This is a genomic window from Candidatus Methanoperedens nitratireducens (genome assembly GCF_900196725.1).
GTDB lineage: Archaea > Halobacteriota > Methanosarcinia > Methanosarcinales > Methanoperedenaceae > Methanoperedens > Methanoperedens nitroreducens_A.
Genome location: NZ_FZMP01000115.1, coordinates 1 through 24,742, shown reverse-complemented (window position 1 = coordinate 24,742; position 24,742 = coordinate 1). Strand labels below are relative to the sequence as shown.

The window sequence follows — 24,742 nt, the reverse complement described above, 5'->3', positions numbered from 1 at the left end:
TAAACGGTCTGCGAAAATCGGTGTTTAAAGGATTTTCCTTCATAAAAGAGAGTTTCAGCCTCATCACTAAAGATGCCGACCTCATCAAACCCCCCATTTATTCAATATTTGTCGGAGTGTTTTTTACAATTGTCTCAGGTATCGTTCTTTTCTTTCTCAGGTCCATGATACCGGCAGAACTGTTCTACATCCTTGCTTTTCTTGTGCTTCTAGCAGATTATTACATTTCATACTTTTTTACAGGCATGACGGCGTTCCTTGTATATGATTACTTTAAAGACGGCGATGCCACAATGTCAGAAGTCTGGGCTGCTGTTAAGAAGAACGCCGCAACTATATTTTACTTGAGCATCATTTCAGCGATTGTAAAGGTCATCACAAGTATTCTCAGGAACAGGGAAGAAAGAGACAGAAACATTGCAAGCGGGCTTTCAGTCATGATAGTTGGGTTCATAGAATCAGCCTGGACCATCGCTACTTACTTCATCATCCCTGCTATTGTTATCGAGGACAGGGGGCTTAAAGGTGCTGTGGAAAGGGCTACCTGCATAATTAAAAGGAACCTTCTTCCGATCGGGGTGGGTGAGATAGCCGTAGGGCTTGTTACAGGTATCCTCTCTTTCATCGGTATAATAATCGCTATCTTTATCGGGGTGATGTTATTCAGCGTCACGGGCGGCGCGGCGGCAGGCGCACTGGTCGCGATACTGGTCGTTGCGATATTGATCATACTTGTAATCGCGCTTTCCATGTATATCACCACGGCCTACCATACGTGCCTCTTCCTGTGGGCACGGAATGTCGAAACTGCAAGTCCTGGCGTGACTGGTATGATAAAGCCGCCTGCGCCGATAGCGAGCGCGCTGGGCGTGTAAAATTTATTTTTTATCCTCGCTTCCTGCATTTTTCGGGATGTACCTGTTTATCCTATCTCTTCCCGAACAAACTCTCGATAAACCCGCGCTTAAACCTCGCCCCATCTATGAAAATATCTGCACCCTGAGTTTTTGATACTTTACCCACTTTTTTGGCAATGATTTTACCGCCAATGGTATTCCCGATGCTTTTGAGCTCATCAGCAATTATCTCTCCGCCTGCCATGCCGCTTCCTGTCTCTTCCCCTGCCCGTTTAGCGATTATCTTCCCGCCTCTCATGCAGGCTCCGAGCATGTCGCCTGCGGTCTCAACTTCGATACTGCCTCTTTCAAGTTCAAACCCGACATAATCAAGTTGGTTCATTTCAAGGCGAAATGTCTCCGGATGCATATACTCTGCACAGAGGGACGTCAGATAGCCCAGCACCATTTTCTCATATGGCTCTTGCGGGTTTGAACTCAGAATAATCTCTTTAATCTCACTGCAGTCCGCAGGAGCAGTACGTTTTATTTCAGCCTTGCTGACGTTTTCGATCTGTTTGATGATATCTTCAAGCTTCATAAATCAAGAACCGTCCACCAAGCTATATGCCTGATGCAGGTTTAATTTTTGTTATATGGGGCCGCTGAGATTTGAACTCAGGTCTCATGCACCCCAAGCATGAAGGATGGACCAAGCTACCCTACGGCCCCTTGTTTTGATGAACACAACAGGAATACCTATATTTTCAGCATTCACCAAAGGGTGCATAGCCTAAACATCCTGTCAGTATTTTACTCTTTCTGATTGGCAATACTTCGTTGTTTGACGAAGCAACCTTCGTTAGTTTTATATGCTCCAACATCGTTACTCACTCGATAACATGACCGATAATGCAGTAGTTGCTTCTATTCCTGCTACGCAACCTTCTTCTACCAATGGTGCTTATAAAGACCTCAAACATAAACTTGCCGAAAAGATGGCAGGGGAGATCACGCTCTCGGACAACCCGGGTGAGACCTTAAAAAAATGGCGCACTATTTTTGAGATATCACAATCCGACCTTGCAGCATATCTGAAAGTCTCCCCATCCGTAATAAGCGATTACGAAAGCGGCAGGAGGAAATCCCCGGGAATCTTCATCGTAAGTAAAATCGTGGATGCGATCCTGGATATGGATGTCACGCGCGGGGGAGCGAAAATCCGTTCTTACGAGGGCATACTGCGGGGTGATTTCAGCGCGGACGCTATATATGATATTCATGAGTATCTTTCACCCATTTCGGTGGAAGAACTGACAAAACTGATCAAGGGAGAAGTGGCATACAGCCCGGGCAGCGAACATATAAAACCGCTGTACGGATACACCGTGATCGATAGCCTGAAAGCGATTCTTCAGCTTTCTTACACAGAGTTCCAAAAATTGTACGGCTGGAGTTCCGAGAGAGCCATGATTTTCACAAACGTCTCAACGGGCAGGTCACCAATGGTGGCACTGAGGGTAACTAATCTGAAACCTGCTCTTATCGTGATCCACGGGCTTCCGGTGTCGCGTATAGACCCGATAGCAGTCAAGATCGCTGAAATCGAGCATGTGCCGCTCATCACTTCTGTTATGCCGATCAACGATGTAGTGCGTGCACTTCAATCCCATGATATAAAACACTGATAACACTGATTTATTTTAAAAATAAGGAGACTAAAAAATGAACGTTGGAATTGTTTCGTATGGCGCTTATATCCCGCGTTTTAGAATCAAGATAGAGGAGATATCTAAAGTGTGGGGTGATAATGCGAACAGTATTGCTGAGGGACTGATGGTTTTTGAAAAATCCGTGCCCGACATTGACGAGGATGCCATAACGATAGCTGTAGAAGCCGCGCGCCACGCTATAAATCGCGCCGATGTTGATCCTGAAAGGATCGAGGCTATATTTACTGGTTCGGAGAGCCACCCGTATGCCGTTAAGCCCACAAGCACCGTCGTGGCTGAGGCTGTTGGTGCCACCCCAAACCTCACTGCTGCTGATTTCCAGTTCGCATGCAAAGCTGGCACAGCTGCAGTGCAGGCATGCATCGGCATGGCTGATTCAGGTATGATAGACCTGGGGTTGGCAATAGGTTCCGATGTCTCACAGGGCGCGCCGGGCGATGCCCTTGAATATACTGCAGCAGCCGGCGGGGTTGCATACATAATAGGGAAGGACAAACTTATAGCAAGGATCGAATCAACATATTCATACACTACGGATACTCCCGACTTCTGGAGACGGGAGGGAATGCCCTATCCTGAACACGGCGGCAGGTTTACAGGTGAGCCTGCTTATTTCAAGCATGTGACCTCGGCAGCTTCCACCCTTATGAAAAAGATGGGCACAAAGCCTTCCGATTACAATTATGCCATATTCCACCAGCCGAACGGGAAATTCCCCACGCGTGTGGCAAAGATACTTGGTTTTTCAAGCGAGCAGATCAAACCGGGCCTTGTAGTTCCAAGACTCGGGAATACATATTCCGGCTCCTGTATGATGGGACTGGCAGCGACCCTGGATATAGCAAAACCGGGGGACAGGATACTTATGACAGCTTTTGGCTCGGGCGCGGGAAGCGATGCATTCAGCATCAGCGTGACCGATAGAATTGAAGAGATCCGCAACGGTGCGCCAAGTGTTGAACAACTGCTGGCTAACCCGATATACATAGATTATGCGAAGTATGCAAAGCACAAAGGTAAGATCAAATTATGAGGTGATTTCATGAGGGATGTCGCAATTATAGGAGTCGGATGCACGGAATTCGGCGAATTATGGGATAAGTCATTCAGGGAACTTTTCGTTGAGGCGGGAATAAGCGCAATAGAGGATGCAGGTATCCAGGGCGGGAAAATCGATGCCCTTTACGTCGGGAACATGAGCGGAGGCAGGTTCATCGAACAGGAACATATAGGCTCCCTGATTGCGGATTATGCCGGGCTGGCAAGCTTCAACATACCATCCACGCGCGTTGAGGCGGCGTGTGCTTCCGGCGGGCTGGCTCTCCGCCAGGGGATTATTGCGGTGGCGTCGGGTTATCATGATATAGTAATAGCAGGCGGGGCTGAGAAAATGACAGATGTGGATGTTGAGACGACGACGGACGCGCTTGCTGCAGCGGCTGACAGGGAATGGGAAGGAGTAATGGGTGCCACTTTCCCGGGGCTTTATGCAATGATAGCGCGGCTTCATATGCACAGATACGGAACGACATCGGAGCAACTGGCTTCGGTGGCGGTCAAGAACCACCATAACGGGATGATGAACCCGAAAGCACAGTTCCAGCATGAAATTTCGATAGACTCCGTGCTAAATTCCGTCATGATCGCAGACCCTCTGCACGTCTTTGACTGTTCGCCTATTTCTGACGGTGCTTCTGCTGTCGTCCTGGCACCTGCCGAAGTAGCCCGCAAGTACACAGATACGCCGGTATATGTAAAGGCATCTGCGCAGGCAAGCGGGACACTCTCTCTTCATGACAGAAGAGATATCACCACGCTCGATGCGACCGTTGTCGCGGCAAAGAAAGCATATGATATGGCGAAGGTCACACCCAGGGATATCGATTTTGCCGAAGTGCATGATTGCTTTACCATAGCTGAGATATGCGCCATTGAAGACCTGGGATTTGTAAAAAAGGGCGAGGGCGGTAAAGTCTCGCAGGAAGGCATGACAGCCATCGGAGGCAAGATACCAATAAACACGTCCGGCGGATTGAAGGCGTGCGGTCATCCGGTAGGGGCGACAGGGGTAAAGCAGGCTGTTGAAATAACAATGCAGCTTCGCGGCGAAGCGGGAAAAAGGCAGGTAGATGGCGCCGAGATCGGTCTCACGCATAACGTGGGCGGCTCAGGCGGTACTGCTGTAATACATATATTCGGAAGGGAGAGATAAAATGTCAGTTCCAAGATTCTGGAGAAGGCTCAAGAACCTGTACAACCTTATCGGTACGCAATGTAAGAAATGCGGCGAGTATCATTACCCTCCAAGGACAATCTGCCCGAAATGCCGGAGGAGCAGCCTGATAGTCCCGTACAAGTTCAAAGGATTGGGAGAGGTGCTGACCTATACTATCGTGCACAGTGCTACAAAGGACTATGCAAAGCATACGCCCTATATACTGGCTATAATCCGGCTGGAAGAAGGTCCAAGCCTTACTTCACAGGTGATATGCGATCATGCCGACATCCATATTGGCATGAAAGTGAAATCCGTGTTCAGGAAGCTCGGAGAGGAAAGCGAGAAGGGAATGATATATTACGGTACTAAATTTGTTCCTTTAGCGACCCCGCGAGGAAAGGACTGATATTCTTAACTTATTTTATATTTATAATTTAATGTGAATAGTTACATTCATTAGATAGCACTTAGAATATTACTACGAAATGAATAATCTCACTCACAAGCCCCGGAATACGGATGAACTGGCAGAAAGAATCAGCCAGTTTTTCACGGTCTATGAAATGCAGCAGCAGGGTGACAACGTCTATTTCTATGTAATCCCCAAAGAGGCTTTACTGGGAGTTAAAGAAAATAACAACAGCGGCGATGCCCCCATAGAACCCAATGTTGTATATCAAAAGTTATGGGCTGCTTTTGCTGAAAAAGGATACCAGTTCGCTTTTAAGAATGAACTTGGAGAACAAATCCTGATCGGCACGCCGTTCAAGCCCGTCAAGGAGCGGAGGTGGATAAATGTAGTGCTTGCTCTTGCTACGTTTATTACAACGATGGTGATGGGTTCTTTCCTGTTCGGTGCGGACCCGATAAGCAACCTGTCGGATGTTTTAAAAGGCATTCCTTTCACTCTGGCGATAATGACAGTCCTGGGAGCTCATGAAGCAGGGCATTATATAGTTGCGAAGAAGCACGGCATGAATACATCGCTGCCCTACTTCATCCCTTTTCCGAGCATTGTCGGAACGATGGGAGCTGTGATCAGGCACCGCGGACCGATACCCAACCGCAAAGCCCTGTTCGATGTGGGGATAGCAGGTCCTCTCATCGGGCTTATTGTATCGGTTATTGTTACCGTGATAGGTCTTCTTCAACCTCCGGTCGCTAATACGCCGGATGGATTACAGATCCAGCTGGGAATTCCCCCGCTGTTCGAACTGATAACGCGCATAATCCCTGCCGCTAACACATCTTTTATGCATCCCGTTGCATTCGCCGGCTGGGTAGGTATGCTTGTAACCGCCCTGAACCTGATTCCTGCCGGTCAACTGGATGGGGGGCATGTGCTTCGTGCAATGATAGGTGAGAAGGCTTCGCGTGTATCGACCCTTATGCCTGTTGCACTGTTGTTCACAGGAGGCTACATGATCCTGATCCGAAACCTTGACGGCTCCATGTGGGTATTCTGGGGGCTCTTGCTCACAGTGTTCGCCGCTTCAGGTCATCCAAGACCGCTTAATGACGATATCCCGCTTGGGAGAGGAAGGATGGTCCTGGGTATAATCACATTCTTCCTTGGTCTTCTCTGTGTTACTCTTGTGCCTTTTCAAATACAGTGAACCACAAATTATTTATGGTAGTAATACTTTAAGGGTATAAATAATACTGGCAGTAATAATATGGTGATATAATGTTAGGCGGATTCAGAGAAGAACAAATAAAAAGATATTCACGTCATATCATTCTCCCCGAAGTGGGCGGAAAAGGTCAGAAAAAGCTCCTCTCCTCGAAAGTCCTGTGCATAGGCGCAGGCGGGCTTGGGGCGCCCATAATCGAATATCTTGCTGCGGCAGGCGTGGGAACGCTCGGCATCATTGATGATGATGTTGTTGACCTGAGCAACCTCCAGAGGCAGGTGATACACGGGGGGAATGTCGGGATACCCAAGGTCGAATCTGCAAAACGGTTCGTAAACAACCTTAATCCCGATATCGAAGTAAGAACATACAAAGAGCGGCTGAACGCAGGCAATGTTGTTGATATCTTCAAGGAATATGACATAGTTGTGGATGGCTCTGATAACTTTGCAACGCGGTATCTTGTGAACGATGCGTGCGTGCTCACCGATACCCCGCTGTCCCACGGCAGCATATACCGGTTCGAGGGGCAGGTGACAACGATAATACCTCACAAGGGCCCTTGCTACAGGTGCCTCTTTGAGCATGCGCCCCCACCAGGGATGGTACCGAGCTGCCAGGAAGCAGGCGTGCTCGGTGTACTGCCCGGCATTGTGGGCGTCATCCAGGCGACAGAAGTGGTGAAATACCTGCTCGGCATCGGAGAGCTGTTAGTAGGACGGCTTATCTACTATGATGCGCTCAATATGACCTTTGATGAGATCAAGATGCGCTGGAACAAGAGCTGTCCGGCATGCGGTGAAGAACCGAAGATAACATCGATACAGGAAGAGATATACGGCGAATCATGCAGGATATGGTGATAAAAATGGCAATTGAACTGGATCTGAAAGGCGAGGTGTGCCCGTACACCTTTGTAAAGACTAAGCTTAAGCTTGAAGAACTTGAAAGCGGCGAGGAACTGGCTGTGACTTTTGATCATGCCCCCGCTGTAGAGAACGTGCCCCGCAGCCTGAAGAACGAGGGGCATAAGATACTCGGGATCGAGCAGCAGGGCGATCACCTCTGGAAAGTGAGGATACGCAAGGCATGAAGCTCGGGATACTCCTGACCACAAGCCCTGAGAATGAGAATACGCATACTGTTATCTCTATAAGCAGGGCTGCGCGCGAGCAGGGTCATGAGGTCTCCATTTTTTAATGTACGACGGCGTTTACAATGTTCATAAAAAGGAGTTCGTAGAGCTGGTGGATAAAGGTGTGAGCATCGCGGTCTGCGCGCTCAATGTCGAGCAGCGCAAAGTGAACAGGGTCGATGGCATACTTTTCGGAAGCCAGTACGACCATGCATGCATCGCAAATGATGTTGACAGGTTCATATCATTCGGGTGAGCCATGAAGAAAATAACTGTGATCGTAAGGAACCTCCCGTTGAATACAAGAAGGAACGCCGAGGCGCTGCGGATGAGCGTTGGACTGACGCTGCGCGAGGATAAGGTCACGGTCATTTTCATGGATGACGGTGTTTATACTGCCGCTCCCGCAAAGCCTGAACTGGTAAACTCCGCGCCGCCAAAAAAGGAATTCGAGGTACTGTCGATGCTGAAATGTCCCATGCTGGCGGATAAAACCTCTATCGAAAAAAGAGGAGTAAAGAGCATTCTTGCAAATGTAGCGGCGGCAGAGCGCGAAGAGCTCGTGAAAACAATAACAGAATCGGATATCGTGATACCATTTTAACTATGAAAATACTGCATATCATCCGGAACCCGAACGACACAACCCCCTTAGAGATTGCAAAGGCGCAGAACAAGGAGCATGAGGTTGCGATACTTCTGATGCATGATGCGGTGTACGCGGCTCCTTCATTGAAAACTTATGCCTGCGCCGATGATGCGGAAGCCAGGGGGGTTACACGTCATGAGCGCGTGGGGTACGACAGGATAGTGGAAATGATGTTTGAGTACGATAAGGTCGTATCGTGGTAGGGATTATAGGTATCGGTAATTTTGCATATTAAAATTATACATAGTTTCATTGTATGGAGAAAATCCTATTTGTGCATGAGAGCTAACATTCCTTGTCACGAACATCTATGAAAAATATGATTGAAAAAGATATTCTCATCATCGGGGCCGGTGCATCAGGCATGATGTGCGCAATCGAATCCGGAAAAAGGGGTCGCTCTGCCCTGGTTCTTGACCACGCTGCAAATATCGGGAGAAAAATTCGTATTTCCGGTGGCGGAAGTTGCAATTTTACGAATACCAATACAAGCCATACGAATTATCTGTCAGATAATCCCCACTTCTGTAAATCTGCGCTTTCCCGTTTTACACCTCGTGATATTATTGCCCTGCTTGAAAAACACGACGTAAAATATGAAGAAAGAGAACAGGGTCAGTTATTCTGCACCAAAAGTTCGGAGGAAATAATTAGAGTGCTGGAAAGCGAGAGTAACAATGCAGGGGTAAACATAATTTTAAACTGCCGGATTCTGGGTGTGAAAAAAGATGATTCTTTTATGGTGTCGACCGACCAGGGGATTTTTGGATCGGAATCGCTTGTTATCGCTACCGGTGGATTGTCCTATCCCCGGACAGGAGCTTCAGGCATAGGGTACATGATAGCAAAGAAGTTCGGCCTAAAAGTTACGGAGCTGAAACCCGCGCTTGTTCCTTTCATCTTTTCACCTGAAGACCTGGCAATATTTGGCGAATTAAGCGGTGTTTCAATCGATGCCGCTGTCAAATGCAATAATATTAAGTTTCGCGGAAGCATGCTTTTCACTCACAGGGGACTCAGCGGTCCCGCGATACTCCAGGTTTCCTCATACTGGAAGGAGGGTGATACCATTGTTATTGATCTTTTGCCTGAAACGGATATATATGGTATTTTCATTGCAAAACAGCAAAGCAAAAGTAAGATCGATATGCATAACCTGCTTTCGCAATATCTGCCGTCGCGCTTTGCAAAGACCTGGTGCGTTTCGAATATCCAATCAAAACCGGTCAACCAGTACAATGAAAAGGAGCTCAGGAAAATCTCTCATCAGCTCCATAATTGGGAGATCAAACCGATTTCTACTGAAGGTTTTGAAACCGCTGAAGTCACCCTTGGCGGAATCGATACGAATGAACTCTCATCAAAAACAATGGAATCACGAAAGGTCAAAGGTCTCTACTTTACAGGTGAGGTCATCGATGTGACAGGGCAGCTGGGGGGATACAATTTACACTGGGCATGGGCTTCCGGTTTTGTGGCGGGGCAGTATGCGTGAGACAAAAGAAATAATACTGGCATCGGCATCCGCAAGAAGGAAAGAACTGCTTGAGTTGATCGGTCTGCAATTCAAGGTTGACCCGGCTGATTACAAAGAAGAGATGAACCTTAAATTAAGCCCTCATGAACTTGCAAGAGCCTTATCGCTGAAAAAAGCAAAGTCGGTTGCAGGAAAGTATAATAATGCGATAATCATCGCTGCTGATACTTTCGTTATCATAAGAGGACAGCTCCTGGGTAAACCGCATACTAAGGAGGAGGCCAGGAGAATGCTCGTGTTGCTTGATGGCGCGACCCATTCGGTAATTACAGGCTTCACTATCCTGGATACTGATACCGGCAAAAAAATATCAAGGTCTGTGGAAACGAAAGTCACATTCAAAAAATTGACAGAAAAAGAGATCGATGCATACGTCAAAACAAAAGAACCTCTGGATAAGGCAGGGGCATATGCGATCCAGGGGCTGGGGTCTATTCTTGTGAAAAGGATAGAAGGAGATTATTTCAATGTGATAGGGCTTCCGCTTTGCCCTCTGGTGGAATGCCTGGCAGAGTTCGGGGTTCGGGTACTGGAATAGCAGGAAAAATGTGATACGCATGTTGCATTTATATCTATTTACTTGCTTTCGCAAAGGGGCGTAGACCTGAACAGGGAATATCAGTGCCGGATAAATCACTAATGCGGCGCTGGCAGCCGATGCTACAAAGAGTATATATACGAACAGCCTGTATAGATACTATATCAGTTATCTTATTGAGTAAGTTATAGAGTTCGGGGTTATCCCTGTCTGTGTTTGCTTTTTCAGATAGATTGATTAAATGAACAGAGGTAAAAGATTGTTTACAGAACAAGATAGAGATTCTCCTGTCTCGGTCGGCGATATCCACAATGTTGCAATTGATGGTATTGCCAGAGAGGGAGATGGAATAGCACATGTACAGGGTTTTGTGATCTTTGTGCCAGGCACGAAGGTTGGAGACAATGTAACGATAAAGATCGAGAGGGTCCTGCGGAGATTTGCGATTGCAGCCCTTGCGGAAAAGAATTGAGAAAATTAAACCAGCGGAGATATACATGAATTACGAAAGAAAAGGCGGCTTCCGCAGTGGCGGTTTCAGACCTACAGGTCCAAGAAACATGCACATGGGTCCAAGAGAGATGCACAAAGCAACCTGTGCAGACTGTCATCAGGAAACTGAAGTACCCTTCAAACCATCCGGCGACAGACCGGTATACTGCAGAGAATGCTACCAGAACCATAGACCGAAGAGATATTAAATAAAAAGGGCGCTGATACATCAATATCGCTGCCCACAATCTTTTTTATTATTTTGTAGTGCGTAGTCTGAGATTTCTTTTTCTTATTTTTCTTTTCTACTACCTATAAACAGGAGGAAAAGACCGATAACGAATGCATCCACCTGTATCGCTAAACCTGTACCGGCACCTGCGGCGCATGGTATAATTAACGATGCGGGTTGAGTAATCGTACATGTGAACAGCACATATATGAATGGAAGACATAATATCAACCCGATTATCCGTATGTAGTTTCTCTTCATGTTTTTACTGTTTCACTTTGTGAGAGTTCATATCTAACTGGAGCTATTTTTAATTACTGTTACATGCTGGCATTATCTTTCTTTTCAGTAACGCACCCCGTAATGAAATTTGCGAGGCATCAGCTCCCCTGCTCGATAGTTTTGCATTTTTGGAAGATTGAATTTTTTGCTTTTTAGCGGCGCAGGACTATGTTAGAAATTATAATAAGTGCACTGATTATAAAATGATTTAAATTTTTAGCGTGGGCATGACATTCAATTTCCAAGAAGATTCATTTGTGATGCTCTTTCATTTCATAATCAATAAAGCACACAATCATTGTGCGATATATCTGCTCAACTATTTCAGGATTTGATCCATATTCCAAAGCAAGATTTCTCACTTTTGCTATAACTTCTTCTACACGCTTTGGAGATTTTACGTCATCAGTATTTTTCTTAAATTTTGCGGCATGTCTAACATATTTGCTTCTTTCAGATAGCAACTTTACTATTTCTCGATCTATTATGTCTATGTTTGCCCTAACTTCATCTATATTTTTGCATTCCACCATATTGTCTACTCTCTTTGTTTAGTTCATATGCTTTTTGGGTGCCGAATTTTTGAATTTTGTGAGGAGTTCGGGTTATCCATTTATTTAAGGGAGCATGATGATACCTGTAGTTTTCAGTCACTATACCCCGTATTATGCACTTTTGCAGTTACCTATATACCAGAAACATTTATAAACATTTGATGACATTACTGAATTTATTATGGATAGCTTTGAGGATTATTTAGGAGAAAAACGGGCAAACGGTGTCAAAGAAAATAGTATTAGAACCATCAGGTTTGTTCTTGAATCTTTGAATAAGATAAAACCCCTTGATAGATGCTCTGATAGAGATCTTAAAGATGTGTTAGGAAATCTTAAAGTAACTGAAAAAACTGCAAGTTTGTATAAGGTATATCTTAAGAATTATTTCAGATGGCGAAAAGAGCCAGAAAAAGTTGCATGGATCCGGATTAAGAAGATCAAGACAAAGATAAGAGAAGATGATCTATTAACCTCAGATGAAATAAAGAAAATGCTGGAATCAAGCCAGAGCCCCAGAGAATCCGCTTTAATATCCATTCTCTCGGAGTCTGCTTGCAGGATTTCCGAAGCCTTGAACTTGAATATAAACGATCTATCAAAAACAGACTACGGTTTTAAGATGCGAATAAGAGACGGTAAGACCGGAGCAAGGGATATTGCTTTAATAAGCTCAGTGCCGCACATTAAACAATGGGTGAATATTCACCCATTAAGAAATGATTCCGAAGCTCCCTTATTCGTGAATCTTGGAACACGTAACCACTATGAACGCATGACAAGATGGGGAGCAAGGAAGGTAATAAGAACCATTGCGAAAGATGCAGGAATTAAAAGAAGGGTACACCCTCATCTATTCAGGCATACAACATTAACTAATCTTGCAAGCGATGGTATGCAGGAATCTATTTTAAGAAAGCTTGCAGGCTGGGCGGGAAGCTCTGAGATGCCTGCGGTTTATATTCACGTTGGAAATAAAGACGTGGAAGAGGCACAATTAGCACGGCATGGCAAGGCTGTTGCACAAAAACATCTATCTGACAGTCCATTAACAAAAGAGTGCCCGAACTGCCATAAAGAAATGCCTATTGAGGCTCAATATTGTGATAATTGCAGCAAGCATCAAGAATTAACTCCAGTGGTTAAGAGATTGCTTGAAGAGCATCAGCAAGTTCTGTCTGCGCAGGAGGATTTCAAGCGCAAAATCGAGTCTCTTGAGAGGAGTATTGAAAACATGAACATGTTTAACACGCTTGCTAACAGGTCTGAGCAGTCATGGGGTTTCCAGACTATTGATGATGCTGAGGCGTGGGAGCCAGAAACCGGGAATGTAATTACCTTTAAAAAAGTGAACGGCAAAATTATTAAATCAGTCCGCAAGCCGACTGAGGACGATTATAAGCCTAGTAATCCGTTGCTTGATGCAGCACCAGCCACACCGCTATCACCGAAAGATCAAAAGCGGGCGTCTGAATTCATGGAAAAGCAGAAAAGGTTAGTTGATGATCTGCACGCGAGGGGAGGTCTAACTGCTACTGAGAAAGCCAGAAAATTAATCAAGAAGCCGAAGAAAGAAGAAAAAGAAGGTTGATACGGGGTAATATACTATTGCAACGAAATAATAATCCCTGGTGAAAATAACAAACAGATATATAGCAATCTGAGTTTGGTCAAAAGCAGTGAGGGTATATAAGGAGTGCTCTAAGGCGTTACAAAACTATGGTTCTACAATACTATCGGTGCAGAAGATAACAATACTATTGCATCCCATTTTAAGTGTTAGTATAAATATAAATACTGGAAAAGTAACTCTGTCGCATGCCATAGATTTTAAGGGCAAACATGTTTATTCGGGCAGCAAAGCTCGCTACCAAGATAATAAAATCTCATGAAATTCCGTACAGAGCATTTTCTCAGGAAACTCAAAAAATCGGTTCAGGCACATATTGAAGTAAACATTGTATTATCCGATCTCGAATTTCCACCAAGAACCTAATCTGAACATTACGTGTCTGGAGGCGATACATAGGCTCAAATTCAGTTAGAAAAATTGAATTTTACCTAACCCAAGGTATATACGCAAGTGGTATCCTAAGGTATAACGTATAGAGTGACTCTAAGAGATAGCTATAAAAGCCATAAAGGCGATCGCTTATTGGTATTATGGACGGAAGGAAAAGGCCCCCCTCTTATTACAAATACAAAAAAAATCATCCACCAATTGCAATGACTTTAACCACTGAGCTAAAGGAGATGCTTGATGCCGTAAAGGGCGAACGCAGCTATGGGGTGGCGGCTCAAGAAATCATCAAAAAAGAACTTATTCCTGCCCTTGAAATTAAAAAACAACTCGAAGTTGCGAAGGAGGCGGAATGTGCGGCTTGTAAAGAGGAAATGCAAAAAGAAATACAAAAACAGATGGCTTCCATTAGCCAGTTCATTATCCCATGTCCTCGGTGCAAAGGACCCATGATTGTGAGTGAAAAGAATGCTATCTGGAGAACTGAAATATACCCTATCATATTAGCAGCTTTTAGAGGTTCTTTGTGTGATAAATGCACTAAACGAGATAGACTAAAACAATTATTTAAAACTTAAGGCGTCAGGTGCTTGTTTAATCAAATACTCATTCTCCATCTTTAAACTGCAATCCTTCCTTTTGCTTTTGCGCCTCAAAAAAGCTATCTGGAGTATCAAGCTTCGAGAGATTAAAAAATACAACTGCTCGATGTCTGCAGTTTGGTTCGAAAGCAATTCTATCACCATATCAGATTCGGGAGTATCATATTCGAAGACTTTCCTGATAAATGCAACATTCAGCGATAAATCCAAACACCAGTGAATCGTAACGTCCGATATTTCAGCTAAACCCTTGCGATTCTCTCGATTGTTTTTTGTTTCTTCCTTTCTTCTAGTTCTTCCTTGCTAATAAGCTTCCTGCCACGCATGAAGTCCCCTGCTAGCTTGTTCACCAACCCTATGCACGTACCATCTACCCTGCTTAAAGTCCCTTTTATACCGAATAAATTATAGTTAATTGTTGAAAATTGCAGCCGCGCCTCAAGTTGTGCTTCGGTCGGATACTCTCTATGCCACGGCTTTTTTCTCCAGTATCCCTTCCTGTTACTGTGTTTTATATATTCAAACGTACCAAACGGCGGAGGCAACTCTATCGATCTAAGTATCTGTTGTAGCATGACGTTATGCTCGGCACGTTCTGCAAGTTCCACAAGGAGCGTTGCTATCTCCACCCGACCTATTTGGGTTTTTAGTTGTTTCAGTAGCAGCTGATTTGTTATCGCCATTACTAACTTTATTGGACTTTAAAGTAAATTAATTAACCGCTTATCAGCAGTTCGCCGCAAGTACACCTTCGATATCAGGATGCTCTATGTTGTATTTCTCTGCCTGTACATAATACGGGACTGCACTGTACAAGAGGGAAGCCAGCATGCCTGCAATTGCCGATAGTTCACTTCCTGAGGAGAGGTTGATATAAGCAAAGTAGCCTTCCGACCTTCCTTTTCGCACAAGTTCGCAAAGGAGAGACATGAGTTTGTGGAAATTCCACAGAGGGCAGCAATCTCCCAGCGGCTCCTGAGGTGCGGATGGAATACTTTCACGCCGCTCTGGTAAAATATATAAATAAAGGAGTGGTTGAGAAGAGAAGGTGGATGGTAATGATGTTGTTGAGGCTCTGGAAATGGAAGGCGGGCGAGAGGCGGGCGGTGTCTAATCAGCTATGAGTGAAAATATGAATAACAACATATCTCTTATACATTATAAACCAACTCAATTACCGAACGGTTTTAAAATTTTTTCAAGCTCTGTAAGACAATATTTTGCTGATAAATACCCACATCCACTTTTTCACAATCATTACCCAGATGGGAAATCGATCTACAGAAGCAAAGGAGCACCTTTTCAGTTTAAAGTCATAAATAATGAGGTCTATATTTTGGCTCTGAATGACGGGCTTGAATTTGCTCACTCTTTTCAGTGGCCAGATGCTATTACTATGCCTGTGGGAAATAGTGGATTTGCTATAGAACTCGAACTGGCTTCAAAAATATCAAACCAAGCGAATTTCCAGCAATCTAGCTTTATATGTTATAGAAACATTTCTCCGTACATAGCTTTAAATCAGGATAAGCAGAAGGCTTATTTATCATTTTCAGAGGGAGAAAAAAGAAAGGCTATTGAAAAGGGAATTGCAAATCATATTCTTGCTGCTGCCAAATGGTGCGGTATTACTGTAACACATCGGATTCAAACTAACCTTATCCAGATGAAAACAGGAATTCCTATAAAGATAAAAGATGAACTGAAATTTCCTCCATTTGATGTAATGTTTGAATGTAATACCGAAATTCCTGATTATATTGGCATTGGTAAATTTGTATCCAGAGGTTATGGAACGTTGGTGCATTATGGCTGAAACTGAGCTTGTATTCAAAAGAACATGCAATTACTGGATTGATGCTGGAATTGTGGGATTCTATGACACATTAAATAAACCTCTCCCGAATTCTGAAACAATCGGGGAATGGTCAAAAACAATTAAAAGCAATTCGGATATCGACGTAATTCTTGCTCCTGACCAACTTATCCTTAAAGGAGAGAAACGTCAGATAGACATTGCCTTATCCTATGCCTTGGATCAAATTAGAATGACATTATACGATGTTTCAACTGAAAAACAGATTAATAATATGGAAGGTGTCTACTATAATGAAAAAGAGGGCATAGTGCACTTTCCGATGGTTAAGCCACTAACAACCGCTCAGCTTGTTTTAGAATCTCCTCGATATACAGAGAAAGATGAGAGTACTAATCTTCCAAAGGATATATTTGAACAATTGAAAAATGCTAAAGGTGGGATCAGAGGTAAAAAATCCAAATATCAGAAAAGAAAAAATAGTTGTTTTCCTTTTTTCTTTGATCAAGAAACAACATATTTTGATAGAGATAATAATAATCAAAAGTTAACAAATAAAACTTGTGTGGGGTGTGGGAACTTTATTGTTAATCACAATAAAAATCAAGCCAAAGAATGGTTTTCAGGAGAATCTAAGAATTTTATGCCGTTTGTTGAAGGTCGCGAGGCAAATAGAACATTTCATTCATATCATCAAGTTTCAAACAAATGTTGGGAATGCGGTTTTGTTGCCTTATTTAGCCCTTTACTTCTCTTCTTCAGGCGTTTAGGTAACGATACCTACTATGCCCTTCCGTATGTTCCTGGAAATCTCTCTGCTACGTATCAGTTATATCGCTCTATATCTGGCAAACGTGGATTAGCCCGCGCTCTTGGTGCTGATCTTTCAGATAAAAATTATGAGAGTTCTTTTAGTGCTATGCCAAGAGGAATACCTGCATTTACCTTATCTTTTTACTATGACCTATTCGATCGTCTTTTACCTAAGACTACAGCAAAGTTACTTCAAACTTCTCAGAATATTGGTTTAATAGATAAGAGAGGTTCCTTATTTCAAACAGCTCTATTCTTAAAGCGAGACAGCGGACAAAAAAGTTTTATTATAAGAGAGACCGCTGTTGATAGGTCTGCTTACTTTATTAAGCTATTTACATATCTTAAAAAACATTTGGATGATGAAGGAAATGGAAAACTTTTGGATGGATTGCGCTTATTGGTAAAACGAGCATCGGGAAATGGAAATCACCTTCAGCGGGGATCAGTTATCAGGGCCTCTCAAGCAATAACGGAAGGGAGGCACATTTATAGATTTCTACTACCAATCCTTTCATCGGATTTAAAAGAAGATACGGCACATCCTTACGATGCTTATCAGATTACAAGTTTATTTCAAAAATATGATCACTGGTTATTTAAAAAGGAGGATGAAGTTATGTCAAGTATAGTTGAGCAAGCAAAAAATTCGGGTTGGTTTTTAAGTCAGGACTTCTGGAAAATGCCTGGTTGGGATGATGAAGAAAAAAAGAATCTCATTAAGCGATACTACTATAGCATCGAACGCTCACCATCGCCGGTAAAGTTTTTAGAACAGGTTAGACATGCTTATAAAAAAGCAGAAAAAGAAATCCCAAAAGAAATGATTTTTCATAAGGGAGATGGTAGCGAGGACATTAACAAATTTGAGGTATATCGGGTTTATTTTCTTGCAGGAATGTTAAATGGTTTGATAAAAAAAGGTCAAACTACTTTTGTAACCGAATCGCCACAGACTGTTGAAAAGGAGGATTAAAAATGAATAACACAGCAACTTTACGACCTTCAAAAGGGTTGGCAATAACTTACCTTGTCCGACTTAGTATTGCATCCCCCAGCGGTGGAAGAAGTGAAATTGAAAATTTGAATGTGATAAAGAAGATTCGAGAGGGTTTTTTTGACTATCCATACGCTTCTTCTCAAGCAATGAAACGGGCTTTGCGAGATACTTTGAAAGGATTAGGATATTCTGTTTCGCCAATAATAAGTTCCTCTCCAGCAAGAACCGCAGGGGATCCGATCAAGTATGTTGATGATGACTTGTTTGGATACATGGAAGCAGGAAGTAAGAAAACCGGAAATTCAGAAGTGGATAAACTTAATGGCATTCGTAAAGCTGTAGTCTCAATGACCCCCTTGTTATCCTTGCGTGAATTTCAAGATAACGTGGATTTTGGAGCTAATATGATGGGGCTGCAAACAGGTAGCAATCCAATGCCCTATGAGACGGAAGTGCATAGAGGATGGTATAGAATTAGTCTTTATATAGAGCTTGATCGTATCGGAACCGGCGATGGGTTTATCGCTGATATAAAATCGGTTGATGAAAAGGAAAATTTGGATGAATTATTGAAGAGCGAAGAAGAGTACGATTTCGTCCAAGTTAATGGATCAAAGTATTTTTTGATGAAAAAGATATTTTCTCGAAGGGACAACACTATTGCATACAATAGAGCCAAAGCCCTTCTTGATTCCATCCGTTTCCTTGCCCCGTCAGGTCGCAGTAGCAATTGGCTTATTGACCTTACACCAAAATTAATGGTGGCTGCTTATGTTAAAGGTGCAAGAACACCATTTTTAGAGACTCCTTTGCTTGATGAAAAACAAAAGGACAAAAATGTAATAAATCTCGCAACGATTCAGACAGTAAAGGAAACTTTTGCTGATGGAATCGAAAGTAATGGCGACAATGTCTGTCTTGTGGTTGGTTATAGGGAAGATTTGATTCAATTACCTACCGATTCGCTTAAGCCCATTGATAAGGCAACAGCAGAAACTAAGGATTTGGCTAATAAAATCAATGTTCAGACAATGAAAATAGCCTTTGAAACCATTGATGGTTGGTTAAAACAACATTTCAATATCCAAGATCAAAAAACATCTTCAACTAGTCAAACATAAACATAACAAGGAAATTAACTGTGTATAGACTACATATTGAAATAAGAGGACTAACAGCGAGCTTTAGAGTCCCGCATATGTATAAATACCACCGCTCATTGCCCCTGCCGCCCTATACTTCCGTGGTTGGTATGTTCGGGGCTGCGATTGGCAAAGATATGGCAACTGCACAAGAGATATTCAAATCTCTCAAATTAAAAGTTGGCATAGCAGGCAGTTATGCAGGTGGATGTAATGATACATGGAGGGTATTGACGACCAAGAATCCTGAGAATGATGTAGTAGAACGGCAAATCCTTTTCAAGCCCATTTACCATATCCTTTTCTGTGGGGATGAATCACCCATACGCTTTTGTGAAAGAGCATTTAGCTATCCGGTTTATCCTTTATCACTTGGAAGACCTGATGATATAGCAAATGTAATAGTTCATGATATATCTGAGTGCGAACCTGAAAATTTGCAGATTTTGTCTAACACGGTTGTTATCGGTGTACCATCCGCACAAGCTGATGAAAGTCTTTTTGATATCGACAAACCAATAAATACAGGTCCCTGCACATTGCTTTATCGGCTACCTGTGCATTTTCTTTTCGAGAATGGTTTTGCCTATGAAAGAACGGCAGATGAGTTTAGAGATTTTACATTTATAGGGAACCATCCCATAACATTAAAAGAGCAAGTAAAAGGTTTTAAAATTGAGATAAATTCATTAGCCGGTGAATTAGAAACTTTAAATATCCCAATATTGGAGATTTGATCTATGACTTATTTCGGAAAGCCAAAACAATGCTACAAATGCCATATAGAAGCGGTTTATAACTCATGGAAGAAATTATATTACCAGAAAGAAAACGTAATAAAAGATTTATGCAATCGATACGCAGTTTCTCAGGACAGATTTAAAATAGCCTCTTTATTGACTGTAGCTTTTCATGATGCTGGAAAACCATCCTTAAGTTTCCAATACGCGATGAGCAAGTTGGTTCAAAAAGAGGAAGATTCCAACCCTCATATTTTTTGTAATACCTGTAATATTCCTCTAATATCTCTATCTCTATCCAATAAAATAAAACCATACCGACATGAAATTATTAGTGGATTGGCTTTGCTTTATTTAGGCTCTAAATACAATGAATCCTCTGGAAAGCTTGAAGCTAATGGGTTTCCATTTGAATTTTTTGCAGCAATTGGACACCATAAGCCAATTAATCCTGATAGCTTCAGGCGAGAATGGAACGAATTTTTTGGAGATTCTAATGAACTAGACAGGATTGGGTATAGCGAGGAACAATGGAATCACGTTACGGAAGTCGCTAGAATCGTTTTTGAAAAAGAAGGAATCTCATTACCAAACATCGCATGGAAAGAAGTCAATAAAGATGGGCAGACTATAATAGAATCAGTAAAAGAGAAAATAGATACAATTCCTTTAGAAGTTCAGGAGGCAATTGATAACTCTGGTGAAACAAATGTTATCGGTCGAATAAGAGAAACATATGCATTGCTAAAAAGTTTATTGATTTCAGCAGATTGGGAAGGTTCAGATTGGGAGGGTTTATCAAAAATTCAAATACATTCAACTGTTAACACATCAGCAGATGATTTTTGGAGAAGAGTAAAGGAAGATGTCGAACAGGATTCATCTAAAACCTTTGAAATTAGAGATTTCCAGACAGAACTTACCAAGCTCTCAGGACATGGAATCGCAGTTGCTCCAACAGGTTCAGGAAAAACTGAGGGAGCTATTGCATGGGCTTTGACTAATAAAAAATCGAATGGAAAAATATTGTATGTACTTCCTAATCAGGTCTTAACAAACAGCATTTATGAACGGTTGGTAAAATATTTTGGCGAAAAAAATGTCGGATTACTTCATAGCAGTGCACTTTTGTATCAGATTTTGAACCGTGTAGACACAGATGAACCAGAACAGTACGATCCTAACGAATTTGTGCCGAACAAAAATGAAAAAGAGATGCATAGACTCAATAAGATGATGTTCAGACCAATAATGGTAACGACTGTTGACCAGCTTCTAATGACTGCATTCAATGGAAACAAACGATGGTCTGTAATAATGGGAGAAGTAATGGGAGGTGCCATTATTTTTGATGAAGTTCATGCTTATGATGGGCATATGCTGGCACTTTTGGAGCGGGTTGCTCGTGAACTCAGGGATTATTCAAAAATGCTTTTTATGAGTGCTACGATGCCGAAGAATTTGATCGATTTTCTCTCAAAATTACTCGGCATGGATGGGGAGGATCATGTAATAAAGGATATATCTCTATTACAGAATGCAAGAAATGAGTACATACCAGTTGTTGATAAAAAAGGTGAATTAAAATTACTTTTTGATAATAATAAAATTCCAAAAGAAACATTAAACGATATTGAGAAATTTATTGAGAATGGTAAACGTGTTGCCATCGTTTGTAATACCGTTAGAACATCTCAAGAGATTTATCGGCAATTAGAAAGTAATGAAAATATCATGTGCCTTCATTCCCGTTTTATAGCTAAGGATAGAAGGGAAAAAGAAAATAGATTGAAAAAAGATAAGACCAAATCTAGACATGAGCAATCATGGCCTCAAATATTAGTAGCAACCCAAGTTATCGAATGCGGTATGGATATTGATTATGATATCCTTTTCACTGAAGGCGCACCATTAGAAGCGATTATCCAGAGGGCTGGGAGAGTCAATCGAGAAAGAGGCACTGATAAGGGGAGAGTGTATGTATTTCAACAAGATGAAGCCTCTAAGAGATTTTACCCGCCTGAGATCACAGAAAAGGGGCTTAAAATCTTAAATGCTAAGGCTAAATCCAATGCTGAACTCACTGAAGAAGAACTTATTAAAATGGTTGAACAGGTCTATGAAGACAAAAAATTTGAGAATGATGTAAGATTTCTCAATACTCGCAGAGTTTTGGATGAACTGATATATGATATTGGAGCAGTACAAGACCTTCCAGAAACTGATCTACATACTAGATTTGTAACATATAAGATGGTTGAAGTGGTTCCTGAACATTTCTGGGATAAAATCAAAGACATGAATCAATTTGTGATTATGGAGCATCTTATAAAGATGCCATTATGGGCATATTTACTCGCAAAAAGCAAGGGAATAGACGATAAATGGAAAGTTATGAACATGGACTATGATGATAAGATCGGGGGAACTTTTGAAAATAATATCAAGAATAGATTGGAATTAAAATATGACGTGCTTTTTGCGTAGTTAGGGCTGGAAGTGGAATAAATGCTATGACCATGCATTTCAAAACCTTCACCCTCACACTCGCCTCCGCCCGCCCCATCCAGGGCACCTCAGCAGAACTTCGCGGCTTCTTCGCCACCAAATTCAATGAATACTCCCTCCTCCACCAGCACAATGCGGATAAGTTCATCTACCGCTACCCCCTGGTGCAGTACAAAATGATAGACGGCGCGCGATGGTCATTGGCATCAATGACGGCGCCGAAGTTTTAAAACAGATTTATGATAAATACGATCAAATAAAACTTGGCGAGGAAGTGTATGAGATAGTGGAGAAGGGCATTGCTGTCAGGAACCAGGAGTTCGGGATAACGGATAAGATATATTCTTATGAGTTCGCAACCCCGTGGCTTGCGCTGAACCAGGAGAATTATATGCGGTACTATGGGATGAGCGGAATGGAGGAAAGAAAGGAATTTCTGAGAAAAACACTGATAGCGAATCTGCTCTCCATGTCCAAATCGCTGGATTACCAGGTGCCTGGGACGATAAAGTGCGATGTTGATGTGAAGATTAGAAAGAGTAGGTTAAAAGACGTGAACGTGATGAGCTTCACAGGAGGGTTTTGCGCCAACTTCCTCATACCTGATTATCTCGGCGTAGGGAAATCGGTCTCACGGGGCTTTGGGGCTGTTATCAGGTCGGAGGTTCGAAATCCAGCTAAATAGTCATGCACCGCAAAGCGCGCAAAGAACGCAAAGTGTTCACAGAAATGCTTAAAAGTTAAAAATAATATTATATATGTAAAAATAGTAGTATACAAATGACATGCAACTCGTAATAAATACGCGCGGCGCGTATCTCAAAAAGGAAAAGAACTGTTTCCTTGTAAAGAACGATGATAAGAGCCTTGAAATATCGGCTGATAAAGTGGATAGCATCCTTATTTCCACATCTGCAACCATTACAACAGATGCTATCGAGTTCGCTGTTGAGAACAATATCGATATAGTTTTCCTTGATTATAACGGAAACCCTTTTGGGCGGGTATGGCACTCCAAGCTTGGAAGCACCACTCTTATCAGGCGCAGGCAGCTTGAGGCTGAAGCCTCGGCTGTGGGATTCAATCTGGCGCGCGGCTGGATCGTGCAGAAACTTGAGAACCAGCTTAATTTCCTCAAAGACCTGAAAAAGAACCGCCCTGACGATAAGGATGTGCTTGAGCCGAGCATTACGAAAATGGCGCAATTGAAGGACGATCTCATGAGCATGAAAGGCTCGCTTGATGAAAAGCGCGGCTCGATCATGGGGACTGAGGGCATGGCATCCCTCACGTATTTCAATGCTCTCAGCAGCATTATGCCTGATGCCTGGAAGTTCAACGGCAGGAGCCGGGACCCGGCGCACGATGCCTTCAATTGCCTGCTCAACTACGGCTATGGGGTTCTATATTCACAGGTCGAGAAAGCCTGCATCATTGCGGGACTTGACCCTTACATGGGCTTCCTGCATACTGATAATTACAATAAGAGATCTTTTGTTTTCGATCTTATAGAGATTTTCAGGGTACATATCGACAGGACTGTTATGAACCTTTTTTCGAAAAACAGGTGCATGAGGGCTTATTCGATAAAATCCCAGGCGGTTTATACCTGAACAAAGAGGGCAAATCTGTGTTGATCTCGGCTATTAATGATACTTTTGATAAAGAAATTGAATACAACGGACGTAATGTTAAAATTCGTAACACGATACAGATGGATTGTCACAGTATAGCGAATAGTTTGATAAAATAGGAGGAGATGATATGACAATGGTATGGGTAGTGTATGATATTGCAGATAATACCAGACGCAAGAATGTTGCCCGCATTTGTCTTGATAAAGGGCTGTACCGGGTGCAAAAGAGTGTTTTTCTTGGTACTCTTAATGCGAACGAGAGGGATTCCATGGCTTTAGAATGCGAAGAGGTAATCGATCCTGATGTGGATTCGGTGTATGTATTTCCCATGGATGATGAGTCTTTTAAGAAGGTAAAGCTTCTCGGTCAGGCTTTCGATAAGGAGCTTGTAAGCGATGAAGTATTGACGAAGTTCTTTTGAGGGAATCGGATTATGACTGCCGGGGATACGATTATCACGATTTCCGATGTGCTTGAGTATCTTTTCTGCCCTCGCTTTATTTATTTTATGCGCTGTCTGGATATCCGGCAGCATGAAGAATCAAGGTTCAAGGTACTGAAGGGAAGGGAGGTGCATGAGGAAAAACGGATAACGAATCCCGAATACCTGCGGAAGAAGCTCGG

General features: G+C 42.7%; 31 protein-coding genes, 1 tRNA gene and 2 pseudogenes. 28 read left to right on the top strand and 6 right to left on the bottom strand.

The genetic code is table 11. The features are described 5' to 3' along the window. On the top strand, positions 1 to 875 hold an 875-nt coding region (locus MNV_RS08690; protein ID WP_218837952.1), incomplete at its 5' end, for a DUF6159 family protein. A gap of 52 nt (positions 876 to 927) precedes the next feature. Here MNV_RS08690 and MNV_RS08685 read toward each other — a convergent pair. After that, positions 928 to 1,437 (bottom strand): hypothetical protein, encoded by a 510-nt coding sequence (locus MNV_RS08685; RefSeq protein ID WP_096205264.1) that lies wholly within the window; start codon positions 1,435 to 1,437, stop codon positions 928 to 930. A 56-nt stretch (positions 1,438 to 1,493) separates the two neighbouring features. Further along, a tRNA-Pro gene (locus MNV_RS08680) sits at positions 1,494 to 1,568 on the bottom strand. A 170-nt stretch (positions 1,569 to 1,738) separates the two neighbouring features. Between MNV_RS08680 and MNV_RS08675 the strand changes: the two genes are divergently transcribed. The 15 genes from MNV_RS08675 to MNV_RS08610 all read left to right on the top strand — a co-directional run bounded on the left by MNV_RS08675 (position 1,739) and on the right by MNV_RS08610 (position 10,981). Then, positions 1,739 to 2,524 carry a helix-turn-helix domain-containing protein gene (locus MNV_RS08675; RefSeq protein ID WP_096205262.1) on the top strand — a complete coding sequence of 262 codons (786 nt, stop codon included), beginning with the start codon at positions 1,739 to 1,741 and terminating at the stop codon, positions 2,522 to 2,524. A gap of 37 nt (positions 2,525 to 2,561) precedes the next feature. Continuing rightward, a complete protein-coding gene (locus MNV_RS08670) occupies positions 2,562 to 3,602 on the top strand; it encodes a hydroxymethylglutaryl-CoA synthase (protein ID WP_096205260.1) in 1,041 nt (346 codons plus the stop codon). 9 nt (positions 3,603 to 3,611) lie between these two features. Then, complete coding sequence (locus MNV_RS08665) at positions 3,612 to 4,781, top strand: thiolase domain-containing protein (RefSeq protein WP_096205258.1); 1,170 nt, start codon at positions 3,612 to 3,614, stop codon at positions 4,779 to 4,781. A gap of 1 nt (position 4,782) precedes the next feature. After that, positions 4,783 to 5,193, top strand: a complete 411-nt coding sequence (locus MNV_RS08660; protein WP_096205256.1) for a Zn-ribbon domain-containing OB-fold protein — start codon at positions 4,783 to 4,785, stop codon at positions 5,191 to 5,193. 79 nt (positions 5,194 to 5,272) lie between these two features. Next, a complete protein-coding gene (locus tag MNV_RS08655; protein ID WP_096205254.1) occupies positions 5,273 to 6,403 on the top strand; it encodes a site-2 protease family protein in 1,131 nt (376 codons plus the stop codon). A gap of 71 nt (positions 6,404 to 6,474) precedes the next feature. Next, positions 6,475 to 7,284, top strand: a complete 810-nt coding sequence (locus MNV_RS08650; protein ID WP_096205252.1) for a HesA/MoeB/ThiF family protein — start codon at positions 6,475 to 6,477, stop codon at positions 7,282 to 7,284. 5 nt (positions 7,285 to 7,289) lie between these two features. Further along, a complete protein-coding gene (locus tag MNV_RS08645) occupies positions 7,290 to 7,514 on the top strand; it encodes a sulfurtransferase TusA family protein (protein WP_218837951.1) in 225 nt (74 codons plus the stop codon). Beyond that, entirely contained in the window at positions 7,511 to 7,621 is a 111-nt protein-coding gene (locus MNV_RS19020) for a DsrE family protein (protein WP_143311705.1), read from the top strand. The genes MNV_RS08645 and MNV_RS19020 overlap by 4 nt, the downstream gene beginning before the upstream one ends. Beyond that, a complete protein-coding gene (locus MNV_RS08640; RefSeq protein ID WP_096205250.1) occupies positions 7,621 to 7,812 on the top strand; it encodes a hypothetical protein in 192 nt (63 codons plus the stop codon). Before MNV_RS19020 ends, MNV_RS08640 begins: the two co-directional genes overlap by 1 nt. A 3-nt stretch (positions 7,813 to 7,815) precedes the next feature. Beyond that, positions 7,816 to 8,160, top strand: coding sequence for a DsrE family protein (locus tag MNV_RS08635; RefSeq protein ID WP_096205249.1), 345 nt, complete (start codon positions 7,816 to 7,818; stop codon positions 8,158 to 8,160). 2 nt (positions 8,161 to 8,162) lie between these two features. Continuing rightward, positions 8,163 to 8,408, top strand: coding sequence for a hypothetical protein (locus MNV_RS08630; RefSeq protein WP_096205247.1), 246 nt, complete (start codon positions 8,163 to 8,165; stop codon positions 8,406 to 8,408). A 116-nt stretch (positions 8,409 to 8,524) separates the two neighbouring features. Further along, positions 8,525 to 9,700: a BaiN/RdsA family NAD(P)/FAD-dependent oxidoreductase gene (locus MNV_RS08625; protein WP_096205270.1), complete on the top strand. Its 1,176-nt coding sequence runs from the start codon at positions 8,525 to 8,527 to the stop codon at positions 9,698 to 9,700. Beyond that, positions 9,693 to 10,280, top strand: coding sequence for a Maf family protein (locus tag MNV_RS08620; RefSeq protein WP_096205245.1), 588 nt, complete (start codon positions 9,693 to 9,695; stop codon positions 10,278 to 10,280). Before MNV_RS08625 ends, MNV_RS08620 begins: the two co-directional genes overlap by 8 nt. A 259-nt stretch (positions 10,281 to 10,539) precedes the next feature. Beyond that, positions 10,540 to 10,752, top strand: a complete 213-nt coding sequence (locus MNV_RS08615; RefSeq protein WP_096205243.1) for a TRAM domain-containing protein — start codon at positions 10,540 to 10,542, stop codon at positions 10,750 to 10,752. Between the two features lie 25 nt (positions 10,753 to 10,777). After that, a complete protein-coding gene (locus MNV_RS08610) occupies positions 10,778 to 10,981 on the top strand; it encodes a CxxC-x17-CxxC domain-containing protein (protein WP_394336534.1) in 204 nt (67 codons plus the stop codon). Positions 10,982 to 11,064: 83 nt separating this feature from the next. On the opposite strand, the gene MNV_RS19015 is transcribed toward MNV_RS08610, so the two are convergent. Then, positions 11,065 to 11,265, bottom strand: coding sequence for a hypothetical protein (locus tag MNV_RS19015; RefSeq protein WP_143311704.1), 201 nt, complete (start codon positions 11,263 to 11,265; stop codon positions 11,065 to 11,067). 272 nt (positions 11,266 to 11,537) lie between these two features. Beyond that, positions 11,538 to 11,819, bottom strand: coding sequence for a chorismate mutase (locus MNV_RS08605; protein ID WP_096205241.1), 282 nt, complete (start codon positions 11,817 to 11,819; stop codon positions 11,538 to 11,540). 202 nt (positions 11,820 to 12,021) lie between these two features. On the opposite strand from MNV_RS08605, the gene MNV_RS08600 reads away from it, so the two are divergent. Both MNV_RS08600 and MNV_RS08595 read left to right on the top strand, forming a co-directional pair. Continuing rightward, positions 12,022 to 13,431, top strand: a complete 1,410-nt coding sequence (locus tag MNV_RS08600; RefSeq protein WP_096205239.1) for a tyrosine-type recombinase/integrase — start codon at positions 12,022 to 12,024, stop codon at positions 13,429 to 13,431. Positions 13,432 to 14,003: 572 nt separating this feature from the next. Next, on the top strand, positions 14,004 to 14,438 hold the full coding sequence (locus MNV_RS08595) for a hypothetical protein (protein WP_096205237.1): 435 nt from the start codon (positions 14,004 to 14,006) through the stop codon (positions 14,436 to 14,438). 266 nt (positions 14,439 to 14,704) lie between these two features. Here MNV_RS08595 and MNV_RS08585 read toward each other — a convergent pair whose 3' ends face one another. Both MNV_RS08585 and MNV_RS08580 read right to left on the bottom strand, forming a co-directional pair. After that, positions 14,705 to 15,145, bottom strand: a complete 441-nt coding sequence (locus MNV_RS08585) for a hypothetical protein (RefSeq protein WP_096205234.1) — start codon at positions 15,143 to 15,145, stop codon at positions 14,705 to 14,707. 43 nt (positions 15,146 to 15,188) lie between these two features. Continuing rightward, on the bottom strand, positions 15,189 to 15,413 hold the full coding sequence (locus MNV_RS08580) for an HFX_2341 family transcriptional regulator domain-containing protein (protein ID WP_257000003.1): 225 nt from the start codon (positions 15,411 to 15,413) through the stop codon (positions 15,189 to 15,191). Between the two features lie 169 nt (positions 15,414 to 15,582). Between MNV_RS08580 and MNV_RS08575 the strand changes: the two genes are divergently transcribed. The 10 genes and pseudogenes from MNV_RS08575 to MNV_RS08535 all read left to right on the top strand — a co-directional run. Further along, complete coding sequence (locus MNV_RS08575) at positions 15,583 to 16,278, top strand: CRISPR-associated endonuclease Cas6 (protein WP_096205232.1); 696 nt, start codon at positions 15,583 to 15,585, stop codon at positions 16,276 to 16,278. Further along, on the top strand, positions 16,271 to 18,067 hold the full coding sequence (locus tag MNV_RS08570; RefSeq protein ID WP_096205231.1) for a hypothetical protein: 1,797 nt from the start codon (positions 16,271 to 16,273) through the stop codon (positions 18,065 to 18,067). Before MNV_RS08575 ends, MNV_RS08570 begins: the two co-directional genes overlap by 8 nt. A 2-nt stretch (positions 18,068 to 18,069) precedes the next feature. Then, on the top strand, positions 18,070 to 19,212 hold the full coding sequence (gene cas7i / locus MNV_RS08565) for a type I-B CRISPR-associated protein Cas7/Cst2/DevR (RefSeq protein WP_096205230.1): 1,143 nt from the start codon (positions 18,070 to 18,072) through the stop codon (positions 19,210 to 19,212). Positions 19,213 to 19,232: 20 nt separating this feature from the next. After that, the gene (gene cas5, locus MNV_RS08560; protein ID WP_179293883.1) at positions 19,233 to 19,970 is read left to right on the top strand and encodes a CRISPR-associated protein Cas5; all 738 of its coding nucleotides are present in this window, start codon (positions 19,233 to 19,235) and stop codon (positions 19,968 to 19,970) included. A 3-nt stretch (positions 19,971 to 19,973) separates the two neighbouring features. Further along, on the top strand, positions 19,974 to 22,460 hold the full coding sequence (gene cas3, locus MNV_RS08555; RefSeq protein WP_096205228.1) for a CRISPR-associated helicase Cas3': 2,487 nt from the start codon (positions 19,974 to 19,976) through the stop codon (positions 22,458 to 22,460). Positions 22,461 to 22,486: 26 nt separating this feature from the next. Next, a pseudogene (locus tag MNV_RS20675) lies at positions 22,487 to 22,737 on the top strand (CRISPR-associated endonuclease Cas6); the annotation flags it as partial. Positions 22,738 to 22,755: 18 nt separating this feature from the next. Further along, a complete protein-coding gene (locus MNV_RS08550; RefSeq protein WP_394336535.1) occupies positions 22,756 to 23,166 on the top strand; it encodes a CRISPR-associated endonuclease Cas6 in 411 nt (136 codons plus the stop codon). Positions 23,167 to 23,266: 100 nt separating this feature from the next. Further along, positions 23,267 to 24,094 carry a CRISPR-associated endonuclease Cas1 gene (gene cas1, locus MNV_RS08545; RefSeq protein ID WP_257000000.1) on the top strand — a complete coding sequence of 276 codons (828 nt, stop codon included), beginning with the start codon at positions 23,267 to 23,269 and terminating at the stop codon, positions 24,092 to 24,094. A 151-nt stretch (positions 24,095 to 24,245) separates the two neighbouring features. Further along, the gene (gene cas2 / locus MNV_RS08540; RefSeq protein WP_096205227.1) at positions 24,246 to 24,539 is read left to right on the top strand and encodes a CRISPR-associated endonuclease Cas2; all 294 of its coding nucleotides are present in this window, start codon (positions 24,246 to 24,248) and stop codon (positions 24,537 to 24,539) included. Between the two features lie 12 nt (positions 24,540 to 24,551). Continuing rightward, positions 24,552 to 24,742, top strand: a pseudogene (locus tag MNV_RS08535) (CRISPR-associated protein Cas4); the annotation flags it as partial.

What these genes read in the sequence shown, in the direction of transcription:
- MNV_RS08685 (WP_096205264.1), bottom strand. Translation starts at nt 1,437, where the DNA reads ATGAAGCTTGAAGATATCATCAAACAGATCGAAAACGTCAGCAAGGCT.
- MNV_RS08675 (WP_096205262.1), top strand. Translation starts at nt 1,739, where the DNA reads ATGACCGATAATGCAGTAGTTGCTTCTATTCCTGCTACGCAACCTTCT.
- MNV_RS08670 (WP_096205260.1), top strand. Translation starts at nt 2,562, where the DNA reads ATGAACGTTGGAATTGTTTCGTATGGCGCTTATATCCCGCGTTTTAGA.
- MNV_RS08665 (WP_096205258.1), top strand. Translation starts at nt 3,612, where the DNA reads ATGAGGGATGTCGCAATTATAGGAGTCGGATGCACGGAATTCGGCGAA.
- MNV_RS08660 (WP_096205256.1), top strand. Translation starts at nt 4,783, where the DNA reads ATGTCAGTTCCAAGATTCTGGAGAAGGCTCAAGAACCTGTACAACCTT.
- MNV_RS08655 (WP_096205254.1), top strand. Translation starts at nt 5,273, where the DNA reads ATGAATAATCTCACTCACAAGCCCCGGAATACGGATGAACTGGCAGAA.
- MNV_RS08650 (WP_096205252.1), top strand. Translation starts at nt 6,475, where the DNA reads ATGTTAGGCGGATTCAGAGAAGAACAAATAAAAAGATATTCACGTCAT.
- MNV_RS08645 (WP_218837951.1), top strand. Translation starts at nt 7,290, where the DNA reads ATGGCAATTGAACTGGATCTGAAAGGCGAGGTGTGCCCGTACACCTTT.
- MNV_RS19020 (WP_143311705.1), top strand. Translation starts at nt 7,511, where the DNA reads ATGAAGCTCGGGATACTCCTGACCACAAGCCCTGAGAATGAGAATACG.
- MNV_RS08640 (WP_096205250.1), top strand. Translation starts at nt 7,621, where the DNA reads ATGTACGACGGCGTTTACAATGTTCATAAAAAGGAGTTCGTAGAGCTG.
- MNV_RS08635 (WP_096205249.1), top strand. Translation starts at nt 7,816, where the DNA reads ATGAAGAAAATAACTGTGATCGTAAGGAACCTCCCGTTGAATACAAGA.
- MNV_RS08630 (WP_096205247.1), top strand. Translation starts at nt 8,163, where the DNA reads ATGAAAATACTGCATATCATCCGGAACCCGAACGACACAACCCCCTTA.
- MNV_RS08625 (WP_096205270.1), top strand. Translation starts at nt 8,525, where the DNA reads ATGATTGAAAAAGATATTCTCATCATCGGGGCCGGTGCATCAGGCATG.
- MNV_RS08620 (WP_096205245.1), top strand. Translation starts at nt 9,693, where the DNA reads ATGCGTGAGACAAAAGAAATAATACTGGCATCGGCATCCGCAAGAAGG.
- MNV_RS08610 (WP_394336534.1), top strand. Translation starts at nt 10,778, where the DNA reads ATGAATTACGAAAGAAAAGGCGGCTTCCGCAGTGGCGGTTTCAGACCT.
- MNV_RS19015 (WP_143311704.1), bottom strand. Translation starts at nt 11,265, where the DNA reads ATGAAGAGAAACTACATACGGATAATCGGGTTGATATTATGTCTTCCA.
- MNV_RS08605 (WP_096205241.1), bottom strand. Translation starts at nt 11,819, where the DNA reads ATGGTGGAATGCAAAAATATAGATGAAGTTAGGGCAAACATAGACATA.
- MNV_RS08600 (WP_096205239.1), top strand. Translation starts at nt 12,022, where the DNA reads ATGGATAGCTTTGAGGATTATTTAGGAGAAAAACGGGCAAACGGTGTC.
- MNV_RS08595 (WP_096205237.1), top strand. Translation starts at nt 14,004, where the DNA reads ATGGACGGAAGGAAAAGGCCCCCCTCTTATTACAAATACAAAAAAAAT.
- MNV_RS08585 (WP_096205234.1), bottom strand. Translation starts at nt 15,145, where the DNA reads ATGGCGATAACAAATCAGCTGCTACTGAAACAACTAAAAACCCAAATA.
- MNV_RS08575 (WP_096205232.1), top strand. Translation starts at nt 15,583, where the DNA reads ATGAGTGAAAATATGAATAACAACATATCTCTTATACATTATAAACCA.
- MNV_RS08570 (WP_096205231.1), top strand. Translation starts at nt 16,271, where the DNA reads ATGGCTGAAACTGAGCTTGTATTCAAAAGAACATGCAATTACTGGATT.
- cas7i (WP_096205230.1), top strand. Translation starts at nt 18,070, where the DNA reads ATGAATAACACAGCAACTTTACGACCTTCAAAAGGGTTGGCAATAACT.
- cas3 (WP_096205228.1), top strand. Translation starts at nt 19,974, where the DNA reads ATGACTTATTTCGGAAAGCCAAAACAATGCTACAAATGCCATATAGAA.
- cas1 (WP_257000000.1), top strand. Translation starts at nt 23,267, where the DNA reads ATGCAACTCGTAATAAATACGCGCGGCGCGTATCTCAAAAAGGAAAAG.
- cas2 (WP_096205227.1), top strand. Translation starts at nt 24,246, where the DNA reads ATGACAATGGTATGGGTAGTGTATGATATTGCAGATAATACCAGACGC.